The organism is Pseudoalteromonas byunsanensis (genome assembly GCF_001854475.1).
Lineage (GTDB): Bacteria > Pseudomonadota > Gammaproteobacteria > Enterobacterales > Alteromonadaceae > Pseudoalteromonas > Pseudoalteromonas byunsanensis.
The window spans coordinates 124,681-149,245 of record NZ_MNAN01000027.1 but is presented as its reverse complement, the minus strand read 5'-3'; the positions used below and the strand labels follow the sequence as shown (position 1 = coordinate 149,245).

At 42.0% G+C, this 24,565-nt stretch carries 22 protein-coding genes; 8 read left to right on the top strand and 14 right to left on the bottom strand.

What is annotated here, in order from left to right; genetic code table 11:
• Positions 1–15: 15 nt before the first annotated feature.
• Entirely contained in the window at positions 16–474 is a 459-nt protein-coding gene (gene asnC, locus BIW53_RS06635; protein WP_070986287.1) for a transcriptional regulator AsnC, read from the bottom strand.
• Positions 475–660: 186 nt separating this feature from the next.
• Here asnC and asnA point away from each other — a divergent pair, with 186 nt between their 5' ends.
• The 3 genes from asnA to BIW53_RS06620 all read left to right on the top strand — a co-directional run bounded on the left by asnA (position 661) and on the right by BIW53_RS06620 (position 3,133).
• Positions 661–1,659 (top strand): aspartate--ammonia ligase, encoded by a 999-nt coding sequence (gene asnA, locus BIW53_RS06630; RefSeq protein WP_070991085.1) that lies wholly within the window; start codon positions 661–663, stop codon positions 1,657–1,659.
• Between the two features lie 343 nt (positions 1,660–2,002).
• Entirely contained in the window at positions 2,003–2,200 is a 198-nt protein-coding gene (locus tag BIW53_RS06625; RefSeq protein WP_070991084.1) for a hypothetical protein, read from the top strand.
• Positions 2,201–2,332: 132 nt separating this feature from the next.
• On the top strand, positions 2,333–3,133 hold the full coding sequence (locus tag BIW53_RS06620) for a hypothetical protein (protein WP_070991083.1): 801 nt from the start codon (positions 2,333–2,335) through the stop codon (positions 3,131–3,133).
• 96 nt (positions 3,134–3,229) lie between these two features.
• Here BIW53_RS06620 and BIW53_RS06615 read toward each other — a convergent pair whose 3' ends face one another.
• From BIW53_RS06615 to coaBC, 8 genes are all read right to left on the bottom strand, one after another.
• Entirely contained in the window at positions 3,230–4,843 is a 1,614-nt protein-coding gene (locus tag BIW53_RS06615; RefSeq protein WP_070991082.1) for a flagellar assembly protein A, read from the bottom strand.
• A 158-nt stretch (positions 4,844–5,001) separates the two neighbouring features.
• Entirely contained in the window at positions 5,002–5,394 is a 393-nt protein-coding gene (locus BIW53_RS06610) for a RidA family protein (protein ID WP_070991081.1), read from the bottom strand.
• A gap of 8 nt (positions 5,395–5,402) precedes the next feature.
• The gene (spoT, locus tag BIW53_RS06605; protein ID WP_070991080.1) at positions 5,403–7,505 is read right to left on the bottom strand and encodes a bifunctional GTP diphosphokinase/guanosine-3',5'-bis pyrophosphate 3'-pyrophosphohydrolase; all 2,103 of its coding nucleotides are present in this window, start codon (positions 7,503–7,505) and stop codon (positions 5,403–5,405) included.
• Positions 7,506–7,660: 155 nt separating this feature from the next.
• Entirely contained in the window at positions 7,661–7,936 is a 276-nt protein-coding gene (gene rpoZ / locus BIW53_RS06600; RefSeq protein ID WP_070986281.1) for a DNA-directed RNA polymerase subunit omega, read from the bottom strand.
• A 91-nt stretch (positions 7,937–8,027) separates the two neighbouring features.
• Positions 8,028–8,651 carry a guanylate kinase gene (gmk, locus tag BIW53_RS06595; protein WP_070991079.1) on the bottom strand — a complete coding sequence of 208 codons (624 nt, stop codon included), beginning with the start codon at positions 8,649–8,651 and terminating at the stop codon, positions 8,028–8,030.
• A 134-nt stretch (positions 8,652–8,785) separates the two neighbouring features.
• The gene (locus tag BIW53_RS06590; protein ID WP_070991078.1) at positions 8,786–11,563 is read right to left on the bottom strand and encodes a S9 family peptidase; all 2,778 of its coding nucleotides are present in this window, start codon (positions 11,561–11,563) and stop codon (positions 8,786–8,788) included.
• Between the two features lie 147 nt (positions 11,564–11,710).
• A complete protein-coding gene (gene slmA / locus BIW53_RS06585; protein WP_070986278.1) occupies positions 11,711–12,301 on the bottom strand; it encodes a nucleoid occlusion factor SlmA in 591 nt (196 codons plus the stop codon).
• A 120-nt stretch (positions 12,302–12,421) separates the two neighbouring features.
• The gene (coaBC, locus tag BIW53_RS06580; protein WP_070991077.1) at positions 12,422–13,627 is read right to left on the bottom strand and encodes a bifunctional phosphopantothenoylcysteine decarboxylase/phosphopantothenate--cysteine ligase CoaBC; all 1,206 of its coding nucleotides are present in this window, start codon (positions 13,625–13,627) and stop codon (positions 12,422–12,424) included.
• Between the two features lie 139 nt (positions 13,628–13,766).
• Here coaBC and radC point away from each other — a divergent pair, with 139 nt between their 5' ends.
• From radC to rpmG, 3 genes are all read left to right on the top strand, one after another.
• Positions 13,767–14,441, top strand: a complete 675-nt coding sequence (gene radC / locus BIW53_RS06575) for a RadC family protein (RefSeq protein WP_070991076.1) — start codon at positions 13,767–13,769, stop codon at positions 14,439–14,441.
• Positions 14,442–14,715: 274 nt separating this feature from the next.
• Positions 14,716–14,952: a 50S ribosomal protein L28 gene (rpmB, locus tag BIW53_RS06570; RefSeq protein WP_070986275.1), complete on the top strand. Its 237-nt coding sequence runs from the start codon at positions 14,716–14,718 to the stop codon at positions 14,950–14,952.
• Between the two features lie 12 nt (positions 14,953–14,964).
• A complete protein-coding gene (gene rpmG, locus BIW53_RS06565; protein ID WP_005493124.1) occupies positions 14,965–15,120 on the top strand; it encodes a 50S ribosomal protein L33 in 156 nt (51 codons plus the stop codon).
• A gap of 89 nt (positions 15,121–15,209) precedes the next feature.
• Here the strand turns inward: rpmG and BIW53_RS06560 are convergent, their stop codons facing one another.
• Positions 15,210–17,204 carry a winged helix-turn-helix domain-containing protein gene (locus tag BIW53_RS06560; protein WP_070991075.1) on the bottom strand — a complete coding sequence of 665 codons (1,995 nt, stop codon included), beginning with the start codon at positions 17,202–17,204 and terminating at the stop codon, positions 15,210–15,212.
• A gap of 125 nt (positions 17,205–17,329) precedes the next feature.
• Here BIW53_RS06560 and BIW53_RS06555 point away from each other — a divergent pair, with 125 nt between their 5' ends.
• Together BIW53_RS06555 and BIW53_RS06550 are read left to right on the top strand one after the other, a co-directional pair.
• The gene (locus BIW53_RS06555) at positions 17,330–19,150 is read left to right on the top strand and encodes an alpha/beta hydrolase (RefSeq protein ID WP_070991074.1); all 1,821 of its coding nucleotides are present in this window, start codon (positions 17,330–17,332) and stop codon (positions 19,148–19,150) included.
• A 581-nt stretch (positions 19,151–19,731) separates the two neighbouring features.
• Positions 19,732–21,075 carry an immunoglobulin-like domain-containing protein gene (locus BIW53_RS06550; RefSeq protein ID WP_070991073.1) on the top strand — a complete coding sequence of 448 codons (1,344 nt, stop codon included), beginning with the start codon at positions 19,732–19,734 and terminating at the stop codon, positions 21,073–21,075.
• 35 nt (positions 21,076–21,110) lie between these two features.
• On the opposite strand, the gene BIW53_RS06545 is transcribed toward BIW53_RS06550, so the two are convergent.
• The 4 genes from BIW53_RS06545 to BIW53_RS06530 all read right to left on the bottom strand — a co-directional run bounded on the left by BIW53_RS06545 (position 21,111) and on the right by BIW53_RS06530 (position 24,318).
• Complete coding sequence (locus BIW53_RS06545) at positions 21,111–21,809, bottom strand: transglutaminase-like domain-containing protein (RefSeq protein WP_070991072.1); 699 nt, start codon at positions 21,807–21,809, stop codon at positions 21,111–21,113.
• Between the two features lie 146 nt (positions 21,810–21,955).
• Positions 21,956–22,408, bottom strand: coding sequence for a hypothetical protein (locus tag BIW53_RS06540; RefSeq protein ID WP_070991071.1), 453 nt, complete (start codon positions 22,406–22,408; stop codon positions 21,956–21,958).
• A gap of 216 nt (positions 22,409–22,624) precedes the next feature.
• Positions 22,625–23,335, bottom strand: coding sequence for a helix-turn-helix domain-containing protein (locus tag BIW53_RS06535; protein WP_070991070.1), 711 nt, complete (start codon positions 23,333–23,335; stop codon positions 22,625–22,627).
• Between the two features lie 62 nt (positions 23,336–23,397).
• Complete coding sequence (locus BIW53_RS06530; protein ID WP_070991069.1) at positions 23,398–24,318, bottom strand: manganese-dependent inorganic pyrophosphatase; 921 nt, start codon at positions 24,316–24,318, stop codon at positions 23,398–23,400.
• Positions 24,319–24,565: the final 247 nt, after the last annotated feature.

The window sequence follows — 24,565 nt, the reverse complement described above, 5'->3', positions numbered from 1 at the left end:
TATACCCGTATATTGCTAGGGGATCACCTCGCGGGCGATAGGGTTTTGTAGCGAGATCAGTGTCTCGGTGGATTGAATAGCCTCAATCGTTTGAATTTTATTGATTAATACGTCCTGCAAGTGGTCAATTGTGCGGGCCATGACCTTAATGAAAATACTGTAATTGCCCGTTGTATAATACGCTTCTACCACTTCTTCAAATTCTTGTAATTGGGCAATGGTACTTGGGTAATCGCGTGCGTGTTTTAGGTTTACGCCAATAAAACAACACACATCATAACCGAGCTTTTTGGCACTGATGGTGACTTTGGTGCCGACAATAATACCGGCCTGTTTCATTTTCTCTACGCGTACATGAATGGTGCCCGCGCTGACGGCAAATCTTTTTGCTAATTCGGCATAAGGTGTCCGCGCATTATCCATTAATGCGTGCAAAATCGATTTATCAAGATTATCGATCTGATAATTTTCCATGGATATTTTACCGTGTGATTCTCGTTTCAATAAAATATAGCTTTTATTTTTGATGAAAAATAGGGTGTTTTGCTATTTTTATTGATGGTTATTGTAATTGTATCGGTTTTTGTTGACGATAGCTTCAAGCCGATAAACACACGGCAAACAAATCAATAAAGAATACTGGGAATGAGGTCCTAAATTATGCACAGCACATATCGTCAAACACAGCAGCAGATCAGCCGCGTTAAGCAGGTTTTTTCACAACAACTAGAGAGTCAGTTAGGGTTAATTGAAGTACAAGCGCCAATTTTGGCGAAAGTCGGTGATGGCATTCAAGACAACCTAAGCGGTACAGAAAAAGCCGTGTCAGTTAAAGTAAAAACGTTAGCTGATGCACAATTTGAAGTAGTGCACTCCTTAGCAAAATGGAAGCGTAAAACATTGGGTGATTATGGCTTTGCAGTGGGCGAGGGGTTATACACCCATATGAAAGCACTGCGTCCAGATGAAGAGCGACTCTCTCCTATCCATTCGGTTTATGTTGACCAGTGGGACTGGGAAAAAGTCATCTGCGCTGAGTCTGAGCGTTCACTGGTGACTTTAAAGCAAACAGTAGAGACGCTTTACCAAGGTATTAAAGCCACAGAGCAAGTGGTGGCGGATGAGTTTGGTTTAGCGCCATTTTTACCAGAGAAAATCACGTTTGTACACAGCGAAGAGTTGCGCCAGATGTATCCAGACTTTAGTGCCAAACAACGTGAGAAAGCGATTGCACAAGAGTATGGCGCTGTGTTCTTGATTGGTATTGGTGGCGCGCTGGGGGATGGCAAAATTCACGATGTGCGTGCGCCAGATTATGACGATTGGTCAACCGCAACCTGTGAAAAATATCAGGGGTTAAACGGCGATATTTTAGTGTGGAACCCAGTACTTGAAGATGCTTTTGAAATTTCTTCAATGGGTATTCGCGTTTGTCCAGAAGCGTTAGCAAGACAGCTTAAAGTTACCGGGGATGAAGACCGCGTAGAGCAAGACTGGCACCAACTGCTTTTAAGCGGCGAGATGCCACAAACCATTGGTGGTGGTATTGGTCAGTCGCGTTTAGTCATGCTGCTGTTACAGAAGCAGCACATTGCCCAAGTACAAGTGGGTGTGTGGAGCGATGAATTAAAGACCCAAGTAGGCGACGTTCTTCGCTAAAGGTCTCGTTTTAAAATGAGTGCAAAGCGACGTCGCCGTAAGGTGGCGTTGCTTTTTTTCAACATTTTCAAGTGGGCAGCTATCAAGCCGACAACGTAATAGGTTTTAAGTGGGTAAGGTGAACTCTTAGATGTAGGCATCACCTGGGAAGCAACAAACTCTAAGTGAGTGTTGTTTAGTAGCGCAAAGCGGTATCACCTTCGGGTGATGCCGCTTTTTTTGTTACGTCTTTCACTCTGACAAAGCGACACTTTTTAAAAATAATTTTACAATATGGGTGGAGCTGTTTACTGTTTTCCTAGGATATTTTGAAATTGAGTTATTTGATGATTGGAATAGATACATGAAAAATAAAAAAAAGCAAGAGATTGCAAGTATGCCGGCATGGTATGTATTTATCCTCATCGTTGTTGTTTTGTGTACGGCTGACGTTATGCGAAGTAAAGACATAGAGTGGTTTTGGATCGTGGCGGTTACCTTTATCGAGGGGGGGGGCTTGTCTTATGCTTGGTTTTTATTTAACAAAATGATTAGAAAATAATGACTTTATTTATTTCTATTTTTTTATCATAGATGATCTGGCCACTACACTTTGTGAAAAGTCAGGTTTTATATTTTGTAATAAAAAGGAAAAGTAAAATGAATAACGGAAATATATTTCGATTGTTGGCTGTTGGCAAGTGGTAACGTTTTTTCTTACGATAAAAAAGTAACCTTTCTATGTAATGACACGGTATGTGAATTACAGAATTCGATAAACTCCTATATAAATAGTGAATATGTAGAAGAGAATGAAGATAGCACTTTGTTCGTACTCAAGGATGAGGGGGTTGAAGTTAATTCAATAGTACAGAATAACGTCTCACGCGCAAAACAGCCAACTTCGGATGTGAGAGTACTCGATGCTGCGCTTAGCTGTGAACATGACAGAGATTACGACTGTGAAGCGTGGGATGATTATCACAGAACAAAAAGACCATATATTCTTGCCCTTAGATATCATATCGAGAATTATGAATGGAGACATACGTTAACTCAAGGCGATATAGATCGTATTGATGCAGGTTACAAGTTGATATACACATTTACCGTAGGTGCTTTAACTGCTCAACCTGCTGGTTGGGCTGTGAAAAACCTTATGAGACTTGGTGTTTCGCTTGGGACAGCTGTGTCAAATAGTATAAGCACGGGATTAGTTTCTTCAGGACTCGCATTCATTTTTACTGGTGAAAGTAAAAGCAAACTCAAGGCAGGTGATCAGCTTGTGATTAAAGGTGGCAATGTTATTGCTATCGTTCGAAATGGCCGCTCTTACACACCCCAGCAGATAGCTGGAGGCAGTTCCGGTGGAGGTTCTGGTGATGGTTCTGATGGCGCTGGTCATCGAGAAGGGAGGGAAGTGGTAATACCGCCAATTGAATACTGCTATCGCACATTCAGCAATGGTCAAGTTATTCAAGTACCTTGTGAATAATTAACTCATAACATGTGGGGTGAACTAAGTAGCCACCCAAACGGTCGGATAGTTTTGTTCCTGTCCGACTGATAAAACATAATTATTTGAGCAATATCAACTGGTCTTAAACTCTATCTCTATTTTGCTTTCGACTAGAGCTGCGGTACACGGTGGGTAGCTACGAGTAGTTTTAAATACGCGGTCAAAAATATGGATCTCAACGCCTGGATTGAGGGCTTGATTGGCAACCAGTTTGGTGTTTTCAAGCAGCTCATTGAGTTGGTTTTCCATGTCTGACATTTTCTTTTCAAGGACTTCAGCCTCTTGGCAGTAGTGCATTTGCGTGGCACCAATTTTAGCCATGAGCTGTTTCTTTTTCTCTGGATCTTTGAGTTGATCCGCTTTTTCAATGGTTTGTTGCAGGGTATTGAGCTGTTCACTGGTTTTACTGAGCGCTTTAAGGCACTCATCGGTTTCAGCTGTCAGCTCTACACCGCTACGTGCTAAGCGCACAATCATTTTGGCACCTGATTCACTGCCAATTTCACCTGCGATCAGCATTTGTGTATCTAGCACTTCACCGCCAATTAGTTTACCTCGAGGGTTATCATCAGCACCAATTTGCACCAGTTGATTGGCCTTGATGGTACAGTGGTTACTTTGCTTGGCAATATACACATTATTGCCTTCAAGGTAGCTATACTGGCCGTGTGCCACATGAATATCACCCTGTGCAACTAAGCGGCAGGTTAAGCCTTGATCATTGTTTTGATGGTCCACGTGGCCAATTACTGCCTGTTTAACATCAATGTGTCCGCCGCTGATAAGTTCTCCAGATTCCACGGAACCCATTACCGTAATGTCGCCTTTGGCTTTTACCTTCATGCCTGGGGCAACGGTATGGGTGACTATCACACTACCATTGAAGTCCACGTGACCACTACGCACATCTACATCTTTAATGGTAAACACGTCATCAACGCGCATACCATTTTGAATATCAGAGGGGCAGCCAGCAATGCTTGCAACCAGCTCGAGTGGATTACTGGCCGAGATTTCAGTACCTTCGCCAGCGCTGATTTCGAAATCATCACCTTCTTTGGCTTCAATGCTGTCACCTGTCACGGTGAAGCCATCTTTTCCGGGCGTGGCTGGTTGCTTCGAGATGAGCAATGTTCCGGGTGCGACGCTTGCCAGTTTACCAAAGTCACGCATATCTACAGAGCCATCTTCTCTTAGCTTTGGCTGCTTTAAACGTTCTCTCATGGTAACGACATGCGATACCAGCTTAGCTGGTTGGCCATCTTGAGGTAGGCGACCTTGAGCTATCATTCCTTTAGCGGTTGAACCTGCTGGTAGCTCTAATTGTTTTTGCAGAAGCTTTTCTAAGTAGACCTGCTTGTATCCGCGGCTTACTCCCGCGTTGATGATCGCTTTTTTAGCTTTTTCCAGGTTGATCATTGCGCCGCCTTTTGCGGTTACCAAGTGGGCGGTAGCGATCATTTTGTCTTCCGAGAGCTCAATGGTTAATTGTGCGTCGACTTTTTTGGCGACAACAAGTTGCTTCTCAGGGAAGTCGCTTTTAAAAAATGCATCAATAGAGTCTCTGTCGACCTCACAATCGGCATAAGGAGAACGTTCTAGCGCTTCAATAATGAAAGCTGCATTAGGTGGATTTAGTTGAGCAACGTCTAACAGGACATTTCCATTGTGTGCCAATTTGAACACGTTTATCACCCTTACCTTTGAGGCTCAATAACGAAACCATAACAAAAACCAAAGTATTAGCTTTAGAGTGCTTAATAAAGAGTATAGAGTCAAGTGCTTGAGATCAAAGAATAGACATAAAAAAAGCCACTTCGTGGTGGCTTTTTAATACTAAATAATTAGTTTGTTGACGGAAGTTCCATAATGCCGTCAATTTCAATTTGAGCACCCTTAGGTAATTCTTTTACACCGATAGCTGCGCGAGCAGGGTAAGGTGTTCTAAAATGTTGGCTCATGATTTCGTTCACCGTGGCAAAGTTGCTTAGGTCAGTTAAGAAGATATTTACTTTTACCATATCTTGCAATTGACCACCGGCCGCTTCACATACAGCGGTTAGGTTTTTGAACACTTGCTGCGCTTGCTCAGCAAAGTCTTCTGAGATCATTTCCATTGTTTCTGGCACTAATGGAATTTGGCCAGAAAGGTAAACTGCCGTGCCTACCTTAACTGCTTGATTGTAAGTACCGATAGCCGCTGGAGCTTGATCGGTAGAGATAATCGCTTTATTCATTTTTAATCCTATTTCTTGCGATATACGCGTTGTACATCTGGCATAACCCGAATACGGCGCATAATATTAGCGACGTGAATACGGTCTTTAACGGTAATGCCTAAATCTATCACGTATAAGTTACTTTCTTTTTCGTCGGTAGCGATTTCAACGATATTGGCTTGTGTACTTGCTACCACGTTGGTGAGCTTTGCTAATGCACCTTGGTGATTGATAATTTCCACTCTTAATGCAGCAATATATTCTTTTTCTGGGTTGTCTTCCCATTTTACAACAAAATACTTGGAGCGCTCACTTTCCCAGCCTTTAATGTTTTTACACTCTTGGCGGTGAACATTGAGACCTTTACCTTGGCTCACATAGGCTGTAATGGCATCTCCCGGTACTGGACGACAGCACTTCGAGTAATTGACCAGCATACCTTCTGTTCCGATAATAGCGGCTTTGGCTCTTTTGGCAACATTTTCAATACCATCATCGGTTTGCAACAGGCGTTTGGCAATTAATACACTCATAATATTACCGGTGCCAATCTCTACCAGAAGTTCGAGCAAGGTACTGAGTTTGTGTTCCTCTAGTACGCGATCGATATTTTCTTGAGGAATATCATCGAGTTTGTTCTCGCCAAGGGCTGAGTCTAATAAACGGCGTCCAAGCTGAATCGCTTCTTCTTGATGTTGACTCTTGAGGTAGTTACGCACTCCTAAGCGTGCTTTACCAGTTACGATAAAGTTCAACCAAGTGGCATTGGGGTGTGCGCCTGAGCTGGTGATCACTTCTACGGTCTGACCTGTATCGAGGGCTTTACTCAATGGGTATGGTTTACGATTGACACGAGCACCCACGCAGGTATTACCAACATCGGTATGCACTGCGTAAGCAAAGTCTACCGCAGTTGCGCCCATAGGAAGTTCAACAATGCGGCCATCGGGTGTGAATACATAGATTTCTTCTGGAAAGAGTTCTGTTTTAACGTTTTCAACAAACTCAAATGAAGACCCTGCACTTTGTTGTAGTTCTAATAGACTTTGCATCCATTGGCGGGCACGTTGTTGCGCTGTGTGGCCCGCGCTATCGCCCGCTTTTTTATACATCCAATGGGCTGCCACACCCTTGTCTGCCATGTGATCCATGTCATGAGTGCGAATTTGAATTTCAACAGGAATACCATGTGGGCCCACTAACGAAGTATGCAATGACTGATAGCCGTTGGTTTTAGGCACCGCAATATAATCTTTAAAGCGGGTTTCTATGGGCTTGTACAAGTTATGCGCCACACCGAGTACTCGATAGCAAGTATCTAAGTTATCTACATTGATCCTAAAGGCATAAATGTCCATCACTTCGTTGAACATCAATTCTTTGTTGAGCATTTTTTTGTAGATGCTATATAAATGCTTTTCACGACCACTGACAGACGCTTTGATACCAGATTCTGCCAAACGAGATTCAATCTCAGTCTGAATATTACTGATGACTTCTTTACGGTTGCCTCGAGCTTTAGCGACTTCAGAGCGCAATGCGCGATGTCGCATAGGGTAGAGCGCTTGAAATCCTAAGTCTTCCAACTCATTTTTGATATCATGAATACCCAGTCGATTAGCAATTGGTGCAAAAATTTCCAGTGTTTCACGGGCAATACGGCGGCGTTTATCAGGTCTGAGAGCGCCAAGAGTACGCATATTGTGAGTTCTATCGGCAAGTTTGATCAAAATAACGCGAATATCTTGCGTCATTGCCATAATCATTTTGCGATAGTTTTCGGCTTGAAACTGCTTTTTGTCTTTGAAGCTGAGTTTATCTAGTTTACTCACCCCCTCAACCAGCTCTGCGACTGTTTCACCAAAAATTTCCGCTAAGTCTTGCTGACTAAAGTCGGTATCTTCAATCACATCGTGCATTAATGCGGCCATCAAGGTTTCATGATCTAGGCGCATACCAGCGAGTATTTGTGTCACTTCCACAGGGTGGGTAATATAAGGCTCTCCGCTTGAGCGCGTTTGCCCTTCATGGGCTTCACGGGCCACCACATAAGCTTTTTGTACCAGCTCTACGTCAGTGGGTGATAAATACTCAGAGATCTTCTTTTTTAGGCCTTCAAAAAGATACATTCACACTCCAATGTTCCAGTGAAGTTATCGATATGTAACGAATATACGATGAATTGAAAGATAAACCAACGACTAGTCGGGACTTTATTTTATCAGAAGTGTAAAACAACAATGCCAGCAAAAATGCTGGCATTGTCTTACAAACCGAAACAGGTTTAGTTGTTGCCACCTACAATGGCTGCAACAGCTGCAAGCTCAGCAGCTTCTTGGTTTTGCTGTTCTTCACGGTCGATTACATCTAATGAAGAGCTGTTCACTAGACCTTTTTCAATTTCACGTAAAGCGATAACCGTTGGCTTATCGTTTTCAGCGTCAACCATAGGGTCTTTGCCCCCTACCGCGATTTGACGAGCGCGACGCGCTGCTACCAAGATTAAATCAAAACGGTTACCAATTGCATCTACTGCATCTTCTACAGTTACGCGAGCCATCGAAGCACTCCAAAGTTAATTCATTTCCAAAAGGCTAGTTTACTGCAAGGGAGCCGCTACGCCAAGTGGATGGTTAAAATTTATCACTAATTTAGCGTAAAAGATCGCTAATTAGTGCTGCGTGACGAGTTTGTTGTGCGCTAAGCTCCATACGTGCAGCCATAACGATATGTTCAAGCTGGCTCAGGGTCGTGTTAAAATCATCATTGATTAGCACGTAATCAAACTCATTGTAGTGAGAGCTTTCTGATTTAGCCTGTGCCATGCGTGAGGCAATGACCTCTTTTGAGTCTTGTCCGCGACCATTTAAGCGGTTTTCAAGTTCTTGCTGTGATGGTGGTAGGATAAAGATGGTTTTAACGTCAGGCACCAACTTACGAACTTGCTGCGCACCTTGCCAGTCAATATCCAAAAATACGTCAATACCACTGTTTAGTTGTTCTTCGATAGCGGCTTTAGAGGTGCCGTAATAGTTATCAAATACTTTTGCCCATTCGAAGAAATCGCCCTGCTGAATGAGAGTTTCGAATTGTTCAACCGAAACAAAATGGTAATGTTCAGCGTTATTTTCGCCCGGACGCGCAGCACGAGTAGTGTGAGATACAGACACTTTTATGTCTTGGTGCTTTTCTAGTAGAGCTTTGATTAAACTTGATTTTCCTGCGCCTGATGGGGCTGACAAAATAAATAGATTACCACGTGTTGTCGTTGTCATAGGATGTTGCTCTTAAAATGAAGTGGCGAAGCTTTGCCGTAGCCAATATCTAAACTAAACGCACATTTTAAACGTTACGCTTGATATAAGCTAGTCAATAAAAGGCCCAAGCGAGTTACTTGGGCCCTGGTGGGTTACTCGGCTGTATATGCTTCGCCCTGCTTTATCCAGTTTGCAGCTGGTGTGCCTTTGAGGTGGTGATCAAAGTACTCCATCATGCGAATTGAAAAATCCAACTGGTTAGGGAACTGTTTTAAATGATGTGGTTCGCCTTCATATTGCAAGAAAATCGCATCTTTATTGTGGCGACGTAGTGCTAAGTAGTACTGAATACCTTCTTGCCATGGCACTGCACCATCTTCATCACCGAACATAATCAAAATAGGGGTGTTAACCTTGTCGGCAAAAAATACCGGAGAGTTCTCAATGTAAAGCTCTGGCGCTTCTACCAAGGTTTTGCCAATGCGACTTTGGCCTGACTCATATTGAAATTGGCGAGCAAGCCCTGATTTTAGACGAATACCACTGTAGGCTGAGGTCATGTTTGACACCGGAGCACCAGATACAACTGCTTTAAACATGTTGGTTTGAGTCACCATAAAGGCGCTTTGATAGCCTGCCCATGAGTGACCTTGTAAGCCAATCTTATCTGGGTCAGCGACACCGATATCTATTAGTTTTTGCGCTGCATTGATCATGGTTTGCGTTGATGAACGTCCAGGATGACCAATTTCAAATCTAATATCCGGTAAGAATAAGGCGTAACCATTTGATGTAAACATCGGGAAGTTTGGTCTATGGTTGAGCTCCATTTTTGGAAAGTCGTACATACGCTGACTCATGTAGCGATAGAAGTAGATCACCACAGGCACTTTATCGCCTTCTTTATAGTTGGCCGGTTTTATCAACACACCTTGCAAGTCTTCACCGTTATAGCCTTTGTATTGCACCAGCTCTGGCTTTTTACCCCATGCAAACTGACTCATCTGGGGGTTAAGGTTGGTCACTTTCTGTGGTTTGCTAAATTGCGTATCAGTTTGCCAATAATCAGGAAACTGGTGATAGCTTTGTTTGGTAAAAATGATTTTATCGCTATGTTTGGCCTTTTTTACTAAATCAAAACGTGCTTTACCACTTAGTTGGGTCGTGAGTTTGCCTGAGTCCAGTGCCAGGGTTGCCACATGTGTTTGTTTGTTCTGAAGGTTGTGAGCTTTCAGCAGTAGGGTTTCATTGTGAGCAAACCCGAGCTTGTTGTCATCTAATTGTACAATGCGATACTGGGTGTGCGTTTCTCTACCTTGAGTTAGACGAGTGGCCTGTTGGGTATTTACATCAAACGCCCAAATATCATATTTGGAATAAACATACGCAATGCTGCCATCAAGTTGCCAACCGGCGAAACCATAACCCGGCTGAGGCTCTGGGTAGTCGTGCTTATCATCGGCAAAGATAGCATCACGAATCGCCTTAGTCAGCACAGATTCCTTTTGCGAGTCTAATGCTTTTAGCCACACATGCTGGTCTTTAAAGAATAGCGCATGTTGTCCTGTGGGGGAGAGGCTAGGTGTAAATGGCGATTCTTTAACAATAAAGTGTTTAGCGCCTGTGCTAACCTGTACCGCGTAGTAGTCACGATAAAACCCTTTATACATGATTTGTTCAAGATAGGGTTGATCATTACTGACCAACAAGAACTCAGCTTCAGTGTTGAGCTCAATATTGGGTGTACGAGGGTCACTCAACTGAGCAATGCGTTCACCATTAAGATGATAGACGGCTTGATAATGACGATGTTTATTCGTTTCTTCCCAGCTTTTAACTTCACGAGTTTTGATTTCAGGGTCGTTGTTGTGCCAGATTTTAAGGCCTTTTTGCGCGCGGATTGTCTCGAAATCCGTCAGTGATGCATCGTCTTTGTATTTGTGTTGTTTTTCTTTCGTATCCAGCACCGGGCGGTTCTCAAAATATAACCGCTCGCCATGTTCAGACCATTTTAAAGATGCTGTTTTGGCGCTAAACCACTCCTGTGGATTGGTAACTTGTTTTGTTAAGTTGTTTTTAGCATCCCACAGCGTGAGTTGGTAGTGACGACGACGAGCATCATTTGTTACGTAGTTACCTTGATAAAACGCAACCTTTTGTCCTTGTGGGTGCCAAGCAGCTTGACTTAGGGTGATCCCAGGTTCGTCAAATAAGATATGCTGTTGTGAATTGCTTAGTTCAACAAAGCTAATGCGATTGTTGCTACCATCATCACTTATTTGATTGAATAACACGCCAAGTCCTGTGGGACTTAGACTATATTGGCCTACACGTTTTATGCGTTGAAGATTGTCGTTGTTTAGATTGATGATGACAAGCTCATACGCTTTGTCTTTTTTATCCGGTGCAATACCAACAGGGTCGTCTTTGTCTTTAGTATCACTGTTGGATGGCTTGTTTTTATCGTCTGCTTTTTCTCGATAAGCCAGCCAGGTGCCGTCATTAGATAACTGATAATCTACAACATTGTCGAATGTCTGTTGTTGTTTAGTTTTTGTGTTTACCAGTACTAACTGCAAAGGGAGCTTCTTTTTATCTTCTTTGCTCGCGGTTTCTTGTGCTAATAAGGACGGTTTTTGGGTAAATGCCACCCAAGTTGCAGACTTATTGATGTGCGGTTTTACGCCACGTGGTACTTGAGCAATCAGTTCATTAGCTGTTAAATCGTACACATGCCCACTACCGTCGCCACGATATGGCTGTGCTGAGAATGATAAAAACTGTCCATTTTCCGATAATACGCTGTCATGTGCATAGCGAAAATCAAAAACATCTTTAAATTCGAGTGGTTTTTTGTCCGAGGCGGCAAGTGCTTGTGTGCTGCCTGCAAGTAATATACTCGCGCTCAGTAGGGAGTAGATAGGTTTCATGTGCTAAGGCTTGTTAATTATTAATAGCCTGTTTTAACACGAACAAGCGGGTGCTCTAAAGTCTCTTGCGGCAAATGTCATAGTGAAGGAGATAAAAAAGCGCTTTTTATTGTCTTTAGTGCGAACTATGTTGGTTGGCTCACATTGTTATGCGAGCCATATTTTTTGTAGTTCGAGCCACTGTTTCTCAAACTGACTGCTAGGTAGAGCTTTGAAGTCGCTACGCACGAACTGGTTCATTTTCCCTTCAACGTAAGCAAGAAACAGGTTAGCTAAGGCTCCTTCTTCGGTAGCAAACGCTTTACCTTCTCTGAGCTTTCTCTCGCGTAGCACTTGCTTGAATTGGGTTTCCAGCTTTTCAAACAGGCTTTGTACACGCTCTCTTAATCTTTCTTGTTCACCTTGCAGTGCATCGCCGGTCAAAATTCGCGTGATCCCTGGGTTTTTCTCTGCAAAAGCTAACAATAGCATCAGAATATTGTAGATACGTCCTTGGGTTTCTTTTTCATTTTCTAAGATCAGGTTAATACGCGAAAGCAAGGTATCTTCAATAAACTCAATCAAGCCTTCAAACATGCGCGCCTTGCTCGGAAAGTGTCGATACAATGCGGCTTCTGATACACCAACTTCTGCGGCTAACTTAGCCGTAGTAATGCGTTGACCTGGGCTAGTTTCAAGCATTTGTGCGAGAGATTGTAGTATTTGCTCTTTGCGATTACTGCGTTTAGTCGCTGGCATGAACTTTCCTTTCGTTATCGTTATTATGGTCAGTGTAAACCCCAAGCAGCTCACACCTATGCTCGGGGACTTATGTTAATGTTTTATTCAGTTCGGTGCCAGTACTTTAAAAGGTTGTATTTATCGACCTTCACTATCTAGTTGTTTTGTGATCTCATGCAATACTGACATCGCTAGTGCTTGTTTGTCAGCTACGGGTAACTCCACACTGTCATCGGACCAAAATAGCGTTAAAGCGTTATGGTCTGCGTTAAACCCTAGCCCTTCGCGAGAAACGTCATTGGCGCAGATCATGTCTAACTTTTTGTTTTTTAACTTACCCTGCGCATATTGTTCGACATTCTGAGTTTCTGCTGCAAAGCCAACGGTATAAGGGCGGTTTTTGGTCAAAGCTGCAACCTCGGCAATAATGTCAGGATTTTTAACCATAGTGACGAGCATATCATCACCTTGTTTTTTAATTTTTTGCTCCGCCACCTGAGCAGCTCGATAATCAGCTACAGCAGCACAGCCAATAAAAATGTCTGACTTTGGTGCATACGCTAAAGCGGCATCTCGCATTTGTATTGCACTTTCAACGTTAATTAAGTTCACGCCATTAGGTGCTTTGATAGTAACGGGACCAGAGATCAGATTAACCTTAGCACCGAGCATTAAAGCAGCACTTGCCAACGCGTAGCCCATTTTTCCTGAGCTGTGATTACTTATAAAACGAACTGGGTCTAATGCTTCTCGAGTTGGGCCCGCGGTAATTGTTACGGTGACATCGGCAAGTACAGTTGCGGGTTCTGGTGCCAGGCATAGCTCCAGTAATTCATGAGGCTCTAACATTCTACCTGCGCCTACATCACCACAAGCTTGCTCACCTTTACCTGGCCCCCAGATGGCAACCCCTCTGGATTGAAGTGTTTGAAGATTGGCTTGAGTCGCGGCATGCGCGTACATTTGCTGATTCATCGCTGGCGCAATAGCTACTTGAGCAGGTGTAGCAAGTAGCAAGGTGGTTAGCAAGTCATCGGCAATACCTTGTGCCATTTTGGCGATGATATTACAACTGGCGGGGGCGACAAGGATCAGATCCGCCCATTTAGCAAACTCAATATGCCCCATTGCGGCTTCAGCATTTGGGTCAAGCAGCGAGTCAGAAACGGGCTCGCCAGATACAGCTTGCATAGTGAGTGGAGTGATAAAGTGCTTAGCGGATTCGGTCATGACTACTTTTACTGTACAGCCTTGCTCTTTTAAACGTCTGACAAGCTCAGCGCATTTATATGCAGCTATACCGCCACTGATCCCTAGAACAATATTTTTATTTTGTTGGCTCATGTCCAAAATCCAGAATTAATTAAGTAGACGCTAAAGATAACACAGAGGTATTTTTATGGCAGCAAACAGATGCTTTTGAATAATCGAATTTGGTCGCTAAACTTAGAGCTCTAAGGACAGATAACTCTAAGGATAAGAGATGCAATTAAATACCCTTCCGGCGCATGTGCGCCCACGTGAAAAATTACTCCACAGTGGCCCTGAAGCATTAACTGATGCTGAACTGTTAGCTATTTTTTTACGTACCGGAACTCGAGGTATGAATGCCATTGAGTTGGCCCAATCGTTGTTGACACAAAATCATACGCTAGACAATTTGTTTAATGCCAGTCTAAGTGAGTTCAGTGCTTTAAAGGGGCTTGGTACTGCCAAATATGTGCAGTTGCAAGCGGTACTGGAGCTAAGTAAGCGTTATTTAAAGGAGCGCTGTCATCGTGAAACGTTATTTGACTCGCCACAGGCTGTTAGCGACTATCTAACGATACAGTTACGAGGGTTAAGCCACGAAGTATTCATGGCATTGTATGTTGATAATCAAAATCGGCTTATAAAGGATGAAATTTTGTTCACAGGTACAATCAATGCGGCTTCTGTGTACCCTAGAGAAGTCGTTAAAGCGGCACTAAAGCATAATGCGGCCGCTTTGATATTTGCGCACAATCATCCATCAGGTGTGGCCGAACCAAGCCAGGCAGACAAATTAATCACCAAAAAATTACAAAATGCACTTGCGCTGGTTGATATTAATGTACTTGATCACCTTATTGTAGCGGGAAATCAGTGTATCTCATTTGCACACAGGGGCTTAATCTAAGCTCTTTGGGGTAACAAAGTTGTAAAAAACATCACTTTGCGGCGTTTTTTACAAATTAGTTTAATTTAAATGCAGTTTTTGCTTTCCTAAGGGGCATTCGATCATTATAATTGGCCGCTATCAAATTTACACATGAGCTGATTAGATAGGATCAGATCCTTGATCTCTGCCTGTAGATGCTGTATAAAGAGCGCCCTCTGATTTACCCCGGGGCTACGCAGTTAAGGTCCAAGGGAAAATTAAGCTCGAGCGAAGTTATTGGAGATACATAGACATGTCTAAAGTCTGTCAAGTTACAGGTAAGCGCCCAGTGGTAGGTAACCACCGTTCACACGCGCGCAACGCTACTAAGCGTCGCTTCCTACCTAACCTACAAACACACCGTTTCTGGGTTGAAAGCGAAAAACGTTTCGTTACATTACGTACTACTACTAAAGGTATGCGTATTATCGATAAGAAAGGCATCGACGCGGTATTGAATGATATCCGTGCTCGCGGCGAAAAAGTTTAAGGAGCTTGAATCATGCGTGATAAGATCCGTTTAGTTTCAACTGCTGGTACTGGTTATTTCTACACTACCGACAAGAACAAGCGTAACATGCCTGAAAAAATGGAAATCAAAAAGTACGATCCTAAAGTTCGTAAGCACGTGATTTTCAAAGAAGCAAAAATCAAGTAATTTTGCTTTTTACAGAATACTAAAAACCCAGCATTTGCTGGGTTTTTTGTTTTACATATCCCTACATTATTTGTGCTGTGCAATGAGTATTATTCAATAATAAGTGCTTGAATATCGCCTTGCATGGGCTGTAATTGTGCAAAGATGATTTGTTGCTCGTCAGCCTTTACATGATATTGGTGAAGGAAACCCTCCGGTTCGGTCATGACATTTTTTTGTATCTGAGTTTGTAGGTTGTATTGCCAAATACCGGAACCCTTACGATAAAAGTACACATGATTGTTTAGTATTTGCCAGTTAAGCCAATTTATATTGCTAAAGTCATTGAGTACTAGTTGTTCTTCACCTGCTACTAATTTCCATAATCCCCCCTGGTCGCGCTTGCTGAAATATAACTCTCCATTATAGAAATAGCCGCTGTAGCCGCCTTTCTCTGTGAGCTGTTGGTGTGTTTTCTGCTTTTTGTCGTACAGCCATAATTGCCACTGGCCGCTTTTATTACTACTGTAGAGCACCGAATTGGTGTTGAGTGCATAGTTGGGGGCATAAGCTTGGTGGCTTGCGCTAAATAATGTATGTAATTGCGCGTTGCTAATATCATATTCGTAAACTGCACCAAGTTTTTCAAAGACAAGTTTTTTCTGTGTTGGTGCAATATGATAACGAGTAAAGCCAAATTCAAATGGCATATCTAGTTTTGATAGTTGTTCATTGTGGTGCTGCCAAAGAGTATGTTGGTTGCCCATATCTGAGATGAAAAAAATATCATTACCTTTGCTCCTTGGAAGTCGGTTCAAGGCCGCATTGCTAAAAAGAGTCGTCGTGTTATCGTCTGCAAGGTTGTACGCTTGTATTTTTGAACTGGCATGATATTGACTGATCAAGACCATTTGCCGTTCAGGCTGTTGTCTGGTTACAGCAATAGATTCAATGGGGTAACTCAATTGTTTTATATGTTGTTTGGCACCTGTGTCAATGGCAAGGCGGTACAGTGATTTATGGTTAACAATAAATAGTTCATCCTGCTGTGTGCTCCATGTGATTGCGTTAAGTGTATGGTCAATGGTGTGAACGGCCAGTGTTTTTAGGCTGTTGCTATTTAAAATATGTATTTCATTTAGGCTTGATTCCACATAGCGTACGAACGCCAGCAAAGGCTTGCTTGGATGCGCTGCGAGTAAGAAGTCTCCTTTCATATGTGCATGTTGCAGCGGCAATGAAAGCTGTTGAAGAGTGCTAGTTGCAATCATCAGCTTATAAACCACATAAGGCGAAGCATTGTTGTCACGTGCACGTATAAAAATTGCTTGCTCATCATTTTGCCAACTTAACTTTATACCTTGTAAAGCAGCACAATCATAGATTTGTTGCTGATGGGTGCTGGCAATGTGATAGAGCTTTATTTGGCATTGCTTAGGCGTTTGCTCAACCCAAACAATCTGTTTACCTGAAGGGCTTAGACTGGCAAAAATAGTTGCATTGGGGTCTGCTGGAATGTGTTGAGTGTCCCCGCGATGCAAAGATTTTAAGATAAGTTGTGGCATAGAACGTGAAGATGTGCTGGAAAAAAATAATATTTCGCCAGTACGGCTGGCGCTGAGTATCGTTTCTATACCTTCGAGAGCGGTAACGCGTTCAACATTAATGATGGTAGGAGGTGAACTGGTTCTAGGCGTAAAAAGCACCAATAATAGTACTGCCAGAGTTAATAGTGCTAAGGCGACTAAATAGGTTCTTGGCGTTAGATATCTGCCCTTGGGCTTAGCTTCAATATACTCTTGTACAACACAATTAAGCACATAACCAAACTTTGGCTTGGTGATGATAACTTCTGCAGCTTCAGGGTTTAACTGCACAAAGTGCTGGCGTAGCTTCGAGATTGCTTTATTAACGGCGCCGTCGGTAACAACGCTACCATGCCAGACAAGTTCAATTAACTTATCTCGTGACAATACCTGTTCTTGATGTGTCACAAATACCATTAACAGCGCATATGACTTTGCTTCTAACTGAATGACTTGGGTATGGTCAGTCAGTGTACGTTGTTTAGGGTCAAATACTATTCCATTTAGCAGATATTTCATTTTTCAACTTATTGATTATTTTGCTTATTTTAATGGTAACGAAAAGGTAATGATAAATTCGATGATAAGTTAAGCACCAATGTATCAGGCAATCTAGGGTAACGGCAAAACACAAGGAGAACAATATGCTTAAACTATTACCTTGGTTGCTATGTGTGACCTTACTTGGAGCTTGTGGTGGTAATGACAATTCAACACAGTCAGATGCTCCAGGTGAGGCGAAGCAAGTTCAACCAATTGACACAACTAAAGAAATATCACTGAACGGCCGAATGTATCGTCTCGCATTTCCCGATAGTGGCTTTGATGAACATAAGACCTACAAGTTATTACTTGCTTTTCATGGCTCTGGGCAAAGTGCCAAGGGGATGCAGGAGATGGTAAAGTTTGAATCTTTGAGTGATGACTATCTTGTTGTTTATCCAAAGTCAAAAGAAGTGGAGTGGGATGATGGGTGCGGCTGTAATGTTGCCCATAGGCTTAATGCACAAGACGTTGGTTTTGTGGTTGAAATCATTCAGGAAATGCACGCCGAGTACAATCTGTTAGAAGGTGAAAACTACGCAGTTGGTTTTTCGCAAGGAGGCCTGTTCAGCCAAAATATGATGTGTAAGTATAGTGAGCTGTTCAAAGGCGTTGCAAGTGTGGCATCACCGATGTCGGTACAGCTAGCTCAAGTATGCACAATTTCATCGCCAACTAATTATATGCTGGTGCAGGGCGACAAAGACAGTGTTTTGCCCTATAGCGGGCTTGAACATAGCAACTTTGGTTTGATCTCTGCGCCGAGTGCTATTGAGTTAATTGCCCATCAAAATCAAATAGACTCTCCCTATGATAGTGACTCATTGGCCGAAAATGTATTACTTAGAACATATCGCAGTGAGCAGTCTGTTGTGAATCAATTGGTTACAATTAAGGGAGGCTTTCATACTTGGTCTTTCGATAATTTTAATACCAGTGAGCAAATATTGGCATTCTTTGATCAAAGCAGTGATATAAAATTACCCGCTCATTCTGCTTTGTATCGATTAGAAAATGGAGACTACCATGTTCGAAGCATGGGTGAGTCAAATGGCAAAAGCGATATTATTTTGCTCTCAGGTGCCAATAAGTTTTTTCACAGCGATTCAGCATGGAGCACTCTTATTCATCCTATGTTGGCCGAACTAGGCAAGGTACATGTGATAGACCGTCTAGGCAATGCTTGGAGTAGTGATACTCAAGAACCTTCGTTTTCATTATTTGCTGCTGATTTACCAAAGCTACTAGAAGCACTTAAGGTAGAGTCGGCAATATTTGTGGCATTTGCTAATGGCAATTTAGCGACTTTAATCTATCAACATGCACCTAGTGAAAAAGTGAACACTCAAGGGATGATCTGGATAGACCCCGATATTTTGCTGCCACATTCAATCAATCAATATCAGTCTGGACCAGTTGCTTCTCTTAGAGAGTATAAAGAGGAATACATTGAATATGTGTCAGAGGGCCCTTGGACTGAAGCCTCGATAGCGCGTGTCGCACAAGAAAGAGAAGAAATAGGGTTACTCATTTCACAAAAGAATATGCCGCACATGGACTGGGATTATTATGATGCTGTGACGGCGCAACGCAGTCAAATCAACAAGCAAGTCACGCGTATCAAAGAAATGATGAACTACCATGATGATCTTGAAGCTGCGCGTTACCTTGCTGAGAGTATTAACATACCAATCTCCATCATAGACAGTGATTTTGAACGCTTAGATATTGCCAATGCTGAGACTGAAGAGGAAAAGGAAGGATTGATCCAATGGCAAACACAAGGCACTCAATGGAGTAAAGACATCGCTCATCGTACCCAAGGTCATTACTTTGCGTTAGAAAATGCCAGCCATCAAGTACTGTTTGAGCACCCAGAAACAGTGATAGAAGCGCTCACCAAAGTACTTGAACAACACTAGCGCAGCACTCGGTGTAACGCTTATTTTCACAGCAAGTGTTACACCTAGCCATTTCCTACAAGTGACTGTGTCCACAGTCCAAAGCCGCTTAATGCGGCTTTTTTGATATTGATGACTGCAGCGTGCTTTTAAGTCCTTCTTTAAAAACGCTCCAGCCTCCATTGGAGGAATGCTTTATTTTTTAACATCTTAAAGCTCACCGAATAAAGCTGCGAACAGGTTGCCTGATACAATTGCGCGAATGCTTGTTTATTTCCAAGTGTATATAGCCAAACGTGTCAAAGTGATTTTTGGATGCTGATTGTTGTCAGTTTTCGTTATTTACAAGTGTCTGAGGCAGAAATTAACCGACCAGACAGGTACGTCTGTTAAACGTAACTGGTTCATATCAAAAGTAGTTTAGATTACTAAGCACGGCAAATGAGTAGCAGTTAAAGACATATGTGGAAAAGGTTAGTTCATTCTATGTTAACACTTGTATTCATTTTAGGTTAAGAGTTAGATATTATTGCTCGTCAATTAACCTGAACACAGAGTTGTGTCACGCTGCTCGCAAATATAATAAATGGCCAAAAAAATAAATGAATTTAATTAAATATCAAATAATAGGGTTACTCAGCTTTGCATTATTAGCTGGGTGTGGCGGTGGTTCAAGCTCAGAAGGGCAATCTAATACGGGGACCAACTCTAACACAGGTTCGATATCGAATACGGGTGGCAGCCAGCAGGTAGATAAGACTCCACCCGTTATTACCCTCAATGGAGAAGCTGATGTAACAGCTATCATGCAACAAGGCTATCAAGAGCTCGGAGCCGTTGCAGTCGATGATGTGGATGGTGTGCTACCCGTGACGATTTCCCATGATCTGGATATCACAAAAGAAGGTGACTACACGGTAACTTATTCAGCTACTGATAAATCTGGAAATCAAGCATCATTGCAGCGAATAGTAAGGGTTGTAGAAGCAAAACGTCTAGCAGATGTTATCGCAGATGATTCTTTTTTGCAGTGTGCTTTGGATGCTGGCTACACATATGCGTTTGAAGTGGATGAGCTATCGTGTGTAAATAAAGGGATCACTTCAGTACAGGGGATTGAGTACATGACTGCAATAACAAAGCTTGTGCTACTTAATAACCTTTTGACGGAAATCGATGTTAGCAAAAACACTCAACTTCAGCAGTTGGATGTTGCATTCAACCAGCTATCTAACCTTGATGTGAGTAATAATGTAACTCTTGTAGAATTGAATGCCCTACAAAACAAGCTGGATAGTATTGATGTGACCAATAATATTAGCCTTACATCATTGAGCGTTGCTTCAAATAATTTGATCAGTATTGATGTAAGTAATAATTTTCATCTTAGGCAGTTACATCTTGAGTTAAATCAACTTCAAAATGTGGATTTGAGTCAAAATACAGCGCTGGAAGATTTATTCATTCAACTTAATCAGCTCACTGAATTAGATTTGAGCAACAATGAGAAGCTTAAGCTGCTGTGGGCATTTGATAATAATATATCTCATATAGACCTATCTAAACACTCAGAACTGGAACAATTACGTATAGAGGATAATCTGCTTACAGATATCGTCCTAACGAACAATATATTGTTAAAAAGCCTAGAATTATCTGATAACCCACTGACTTTTTTAGATTTGAGTAAAAATGACCAGCTAAAGTCCATTTCCATTGCTGGGGCTAATCTAAGCTACTTGGATACCCGTTCCAACACGCAATTGACTTGGCTAGATTTAACGGCAAATTCTTTAACAGCAATAGATGTACGTCAAAACTTGGTACTGGAAACATTACGTTTAGAAGGTAACCTGCTGTTGGAAATTGATTTAACGATGAATAACAAACTAACGGAAGTTTTGCTCGATAAAGGTGTTACGTGCAGTGGACAGGCTTGCCCTTAGTTGAATAAAAAGCCGCTTAATGCGGCTTTTTTCGTTCATAAGCTGGCTCTAATTTTTTTAATTCTTCGGTTGATAATATGACGCAGCCAATGCTGATATAACCATTTTTTTATACCGGTTAAATTACTGAATCTGTGATAAAACGAGTCGGGAATAGTGAATAATCCAAGAGACTTGATGATACTGTCACGTTGTATGTAGGTATGGCTGCCAACAAATTCATTGCCCGGTTTTTGTAGACAAGGAGTTGCGATACCAAACCCTTTAAATGGTCCATGATGGTTTTTAAAGCGCTGCTGTATCGCTTTTAAATAGGCGTTGTCTATGATGTATCCTTCCAGTTCTAGCCAGTGCTCATTGATATAGACTTCAACCCAGCTATGAATGATGGTTTTGGGGGCAAGTGATAATATCCAAGAGGGCATGACGCCTTGCTTTAAGTCGTTGCTAATGACAAAACCTTGCAAGCGACAGGGAATACCAACGGCACGCAGTAGCGCCATTAATAACGTGCCTTTGGTGTTACATTGACCATACCCCACTTTTAACACGTGTGAAGCACTGAGCGTGTCATCGCTGCTGTAGCCAAATTTAATCTCATCTTTAACAAAGTCGTAGATGCTTTTGAGCGCATCAAGGCTATTGAGGTACTGCCACTGCTGTGTTTTAAGTAATTTTTGTATTGCGGGGTGTGCAAAGTTTAATAATGGGGTCGGGGCTAGATATTCTTTCATGGTTATACTCCTTCGTTGTTTTTACGAGTATGCCAATGTGCTGAAGGAATAAATTGAATAAACCGGCTATTTACTATTTTCAGTCGTTGTTCAGAGAGCGTGCACTCAAACAAGGCATCATCTGAGTGCAAAGAGGTATGTTCTGTTTAGCTAGTGATCTTTTTAAGAACTTCAGACTCAATAGTCCCTTTCGATACACAGGTCAAAGTAATATCATTGGTTGCACTACCAGGCTTATATTCACCATGAATGTTGGACTTAACAGTGATAGCACTGTCGTTCACAATTATATTGAGGGCAACTTCTGTTTTGGTACGATTGTCTTTTAAGTAATCAATACCCATCGTGGTCCCACAATCAGCTTGTGCAATTGTGAGTTTCTTGTTCTTTAAAGTAGTCGAAATAATACCAGCTTGATCGTCATAAGTTTGAATTTGATAACCTTCTAAAAGTAAGACTTGCTTTGCTGACCTTAATAATTCAGAAGTGCTTTTTGAGTGTTGAGCAGAAATTACTTTTTCTGGAGTTTGTGGGGCTTGATAAGTTGTTGCACATCCTGTTGCTAAAATTACTACAGATAATAATAAATACTTTTTCATTGTTTTACTCCTTTTTCATTGTCCATGCTTAATTGACTAAGTTTTTAACTTAATTAAAAAAAGCTGCTTAGGTGCTGATTTTAATAGTTAAGCCAACGTTTTAAAAATACTATTTAAAGTTTCTTGGTGCAATCTAAATATTATTGCAATAATGAGTCGTTAGTAAGAGTCACATTGAGCGTTAGATACAAAGTTATTAGAATGTTCAATCACTATTCATAAGCTTGCTAGGGCATCACGTAAAGTAATCCCAAACTGCTTTTTAAATGTGCGGCTAAGGTGGGCGCTGTCGGAGAAACCAGCAATATATGCTGCCTGTGTTGCGTTATGTCCTTTATTGAGTGCTTGTATTGCACATATTAGACGTCGCCAGAGCAAATAAGGCCGCCATGGTAAGTGTATATTGTCTTTAAATAAGTGTAAAAAACGACTTTCGGATAAGTTCAGTGTATGGGCAATATCTTTGGCAAGCCAGTGTTCGGGTTTTATGCAATCTTGGCTAAAGCATTGATTGAGCTTTGCAAGCAAAGCGGCAATACGAGGGTCTAAATGGCGACTTTCTTCACAAATGGCCGGTTGGTAATGCAGCCCTACAATTGTGAGCAACTCGCTGAGGTTGACCATGTTTGAAATGTCAGCGGGTGGCCACGTTTTATAATGATTATTATCGAGTATGGTACTTGCTTGAAGACCTAATTGGCTACTTGGCTCTATGAGGATCACCCAGCCTTGTTGCATGGTTAACTGATGCAGGATATTCGCTTCTAAGAGGCTTATCACATTATGTATGGGAGGATGCTTTGCAACGCTCAAAGTGCTTTGCCGGTCGGGTAAAGTGACTTGTATTAACGCATGCTGGTGCATTGTTGTGTCTAGCACTTGAGTGTGAATGGCGAGTATACCGGGCTCTAAAAATAGCGTTTTCATGTTTTGACCATAACAAAAAACCGAAGCATGTGCTTCGGCTTTTTATTTAAACGTTTAATATATTAAGCAAACGCATCTTGCAGTGGCGGTACGACTTGTTTTTTACGGCTCAGTACGCCATCTAGCCAAACGCGGCTTTGTTCTGGCTTCACACCGTAAGCTGCTTCAATTACACCTTCATCATCTGATGCGATCAGCATTTGTGACCCTTCTTTCATGATGTCAGTAAGAAGTAGCAATACAGAGTGACGGCCACCTTCCTCTTTTAGCTTGGCGATGTCAGCTTCAAGGTCAGCTTTGATATCATCAAATACCGATAAATCAATTACTTCTAATTGACCGATACCAACAAGCTTGCCGTTCATATTGAAATCTTTAAAGTCACGCATAACTAGGTCACGTGCAGGTGTGCCTTCGACTGCTGATTTTACTTTGAACATGTCCATGCCAAGTTCTTTGAAATCTTCAACACCTGCGATCTCAGCAAGTGCTTCAACACACTTAATGTCAGCGGTGGTGCACGTTGGTGATTTGAAGATAACCGTATCACTTAGGATGGCACACATCATGATGCCAGCAATATCTTTAGGAATTTCTACGCCGTAGAAGTCATACATCATTTTAATGATGGTGTTGCTACAGCCTACCGGGCGGATCCAACACTCAAGTGGTGTAGAGGTCGTTAAGTCACCTAACTTATGGTGATCAACTACGCCTACAACGGTTGCCTGATCGATATCATCAGGTGCTTGTGTTTTTTCTGTATGGTCAACGATATATACGTTTTCACCCGCATAGCTCATTTTAAGCTCAGGCGCTTCAAACCCAAAACGGTCAAGAATAAACTGAGTTTCAGGTGATACTTCGCCCAAACGTGTTGGGATAGCGGCTTCACCGATTTTGTTTTTTAGGTATGCCAGTGCAATTGCACCGCAAATAGAATCTGAATCTGGGATCTTGTGACCCACTACGTACATTGCCATTAGACGGAACTCCTTAAATTTTGGTCGCCATTTTAGCAAAGAATATGAGCAATTAAACAGCTAAAAAGCCGCTTACTTGATAGGCTGTTATAAATCACAGTATTAGTGTTATTAAAATGTTTATTTTTATCGTTGTATTAGTGTTTATATTGGGATAAATCGTGACGTCAAACATTGCTATTGGCGTATTATGGCAATGGCCTTGTTGTTCCGCTTAATTGTGGGCTTCGATATTTATCGAGATTCT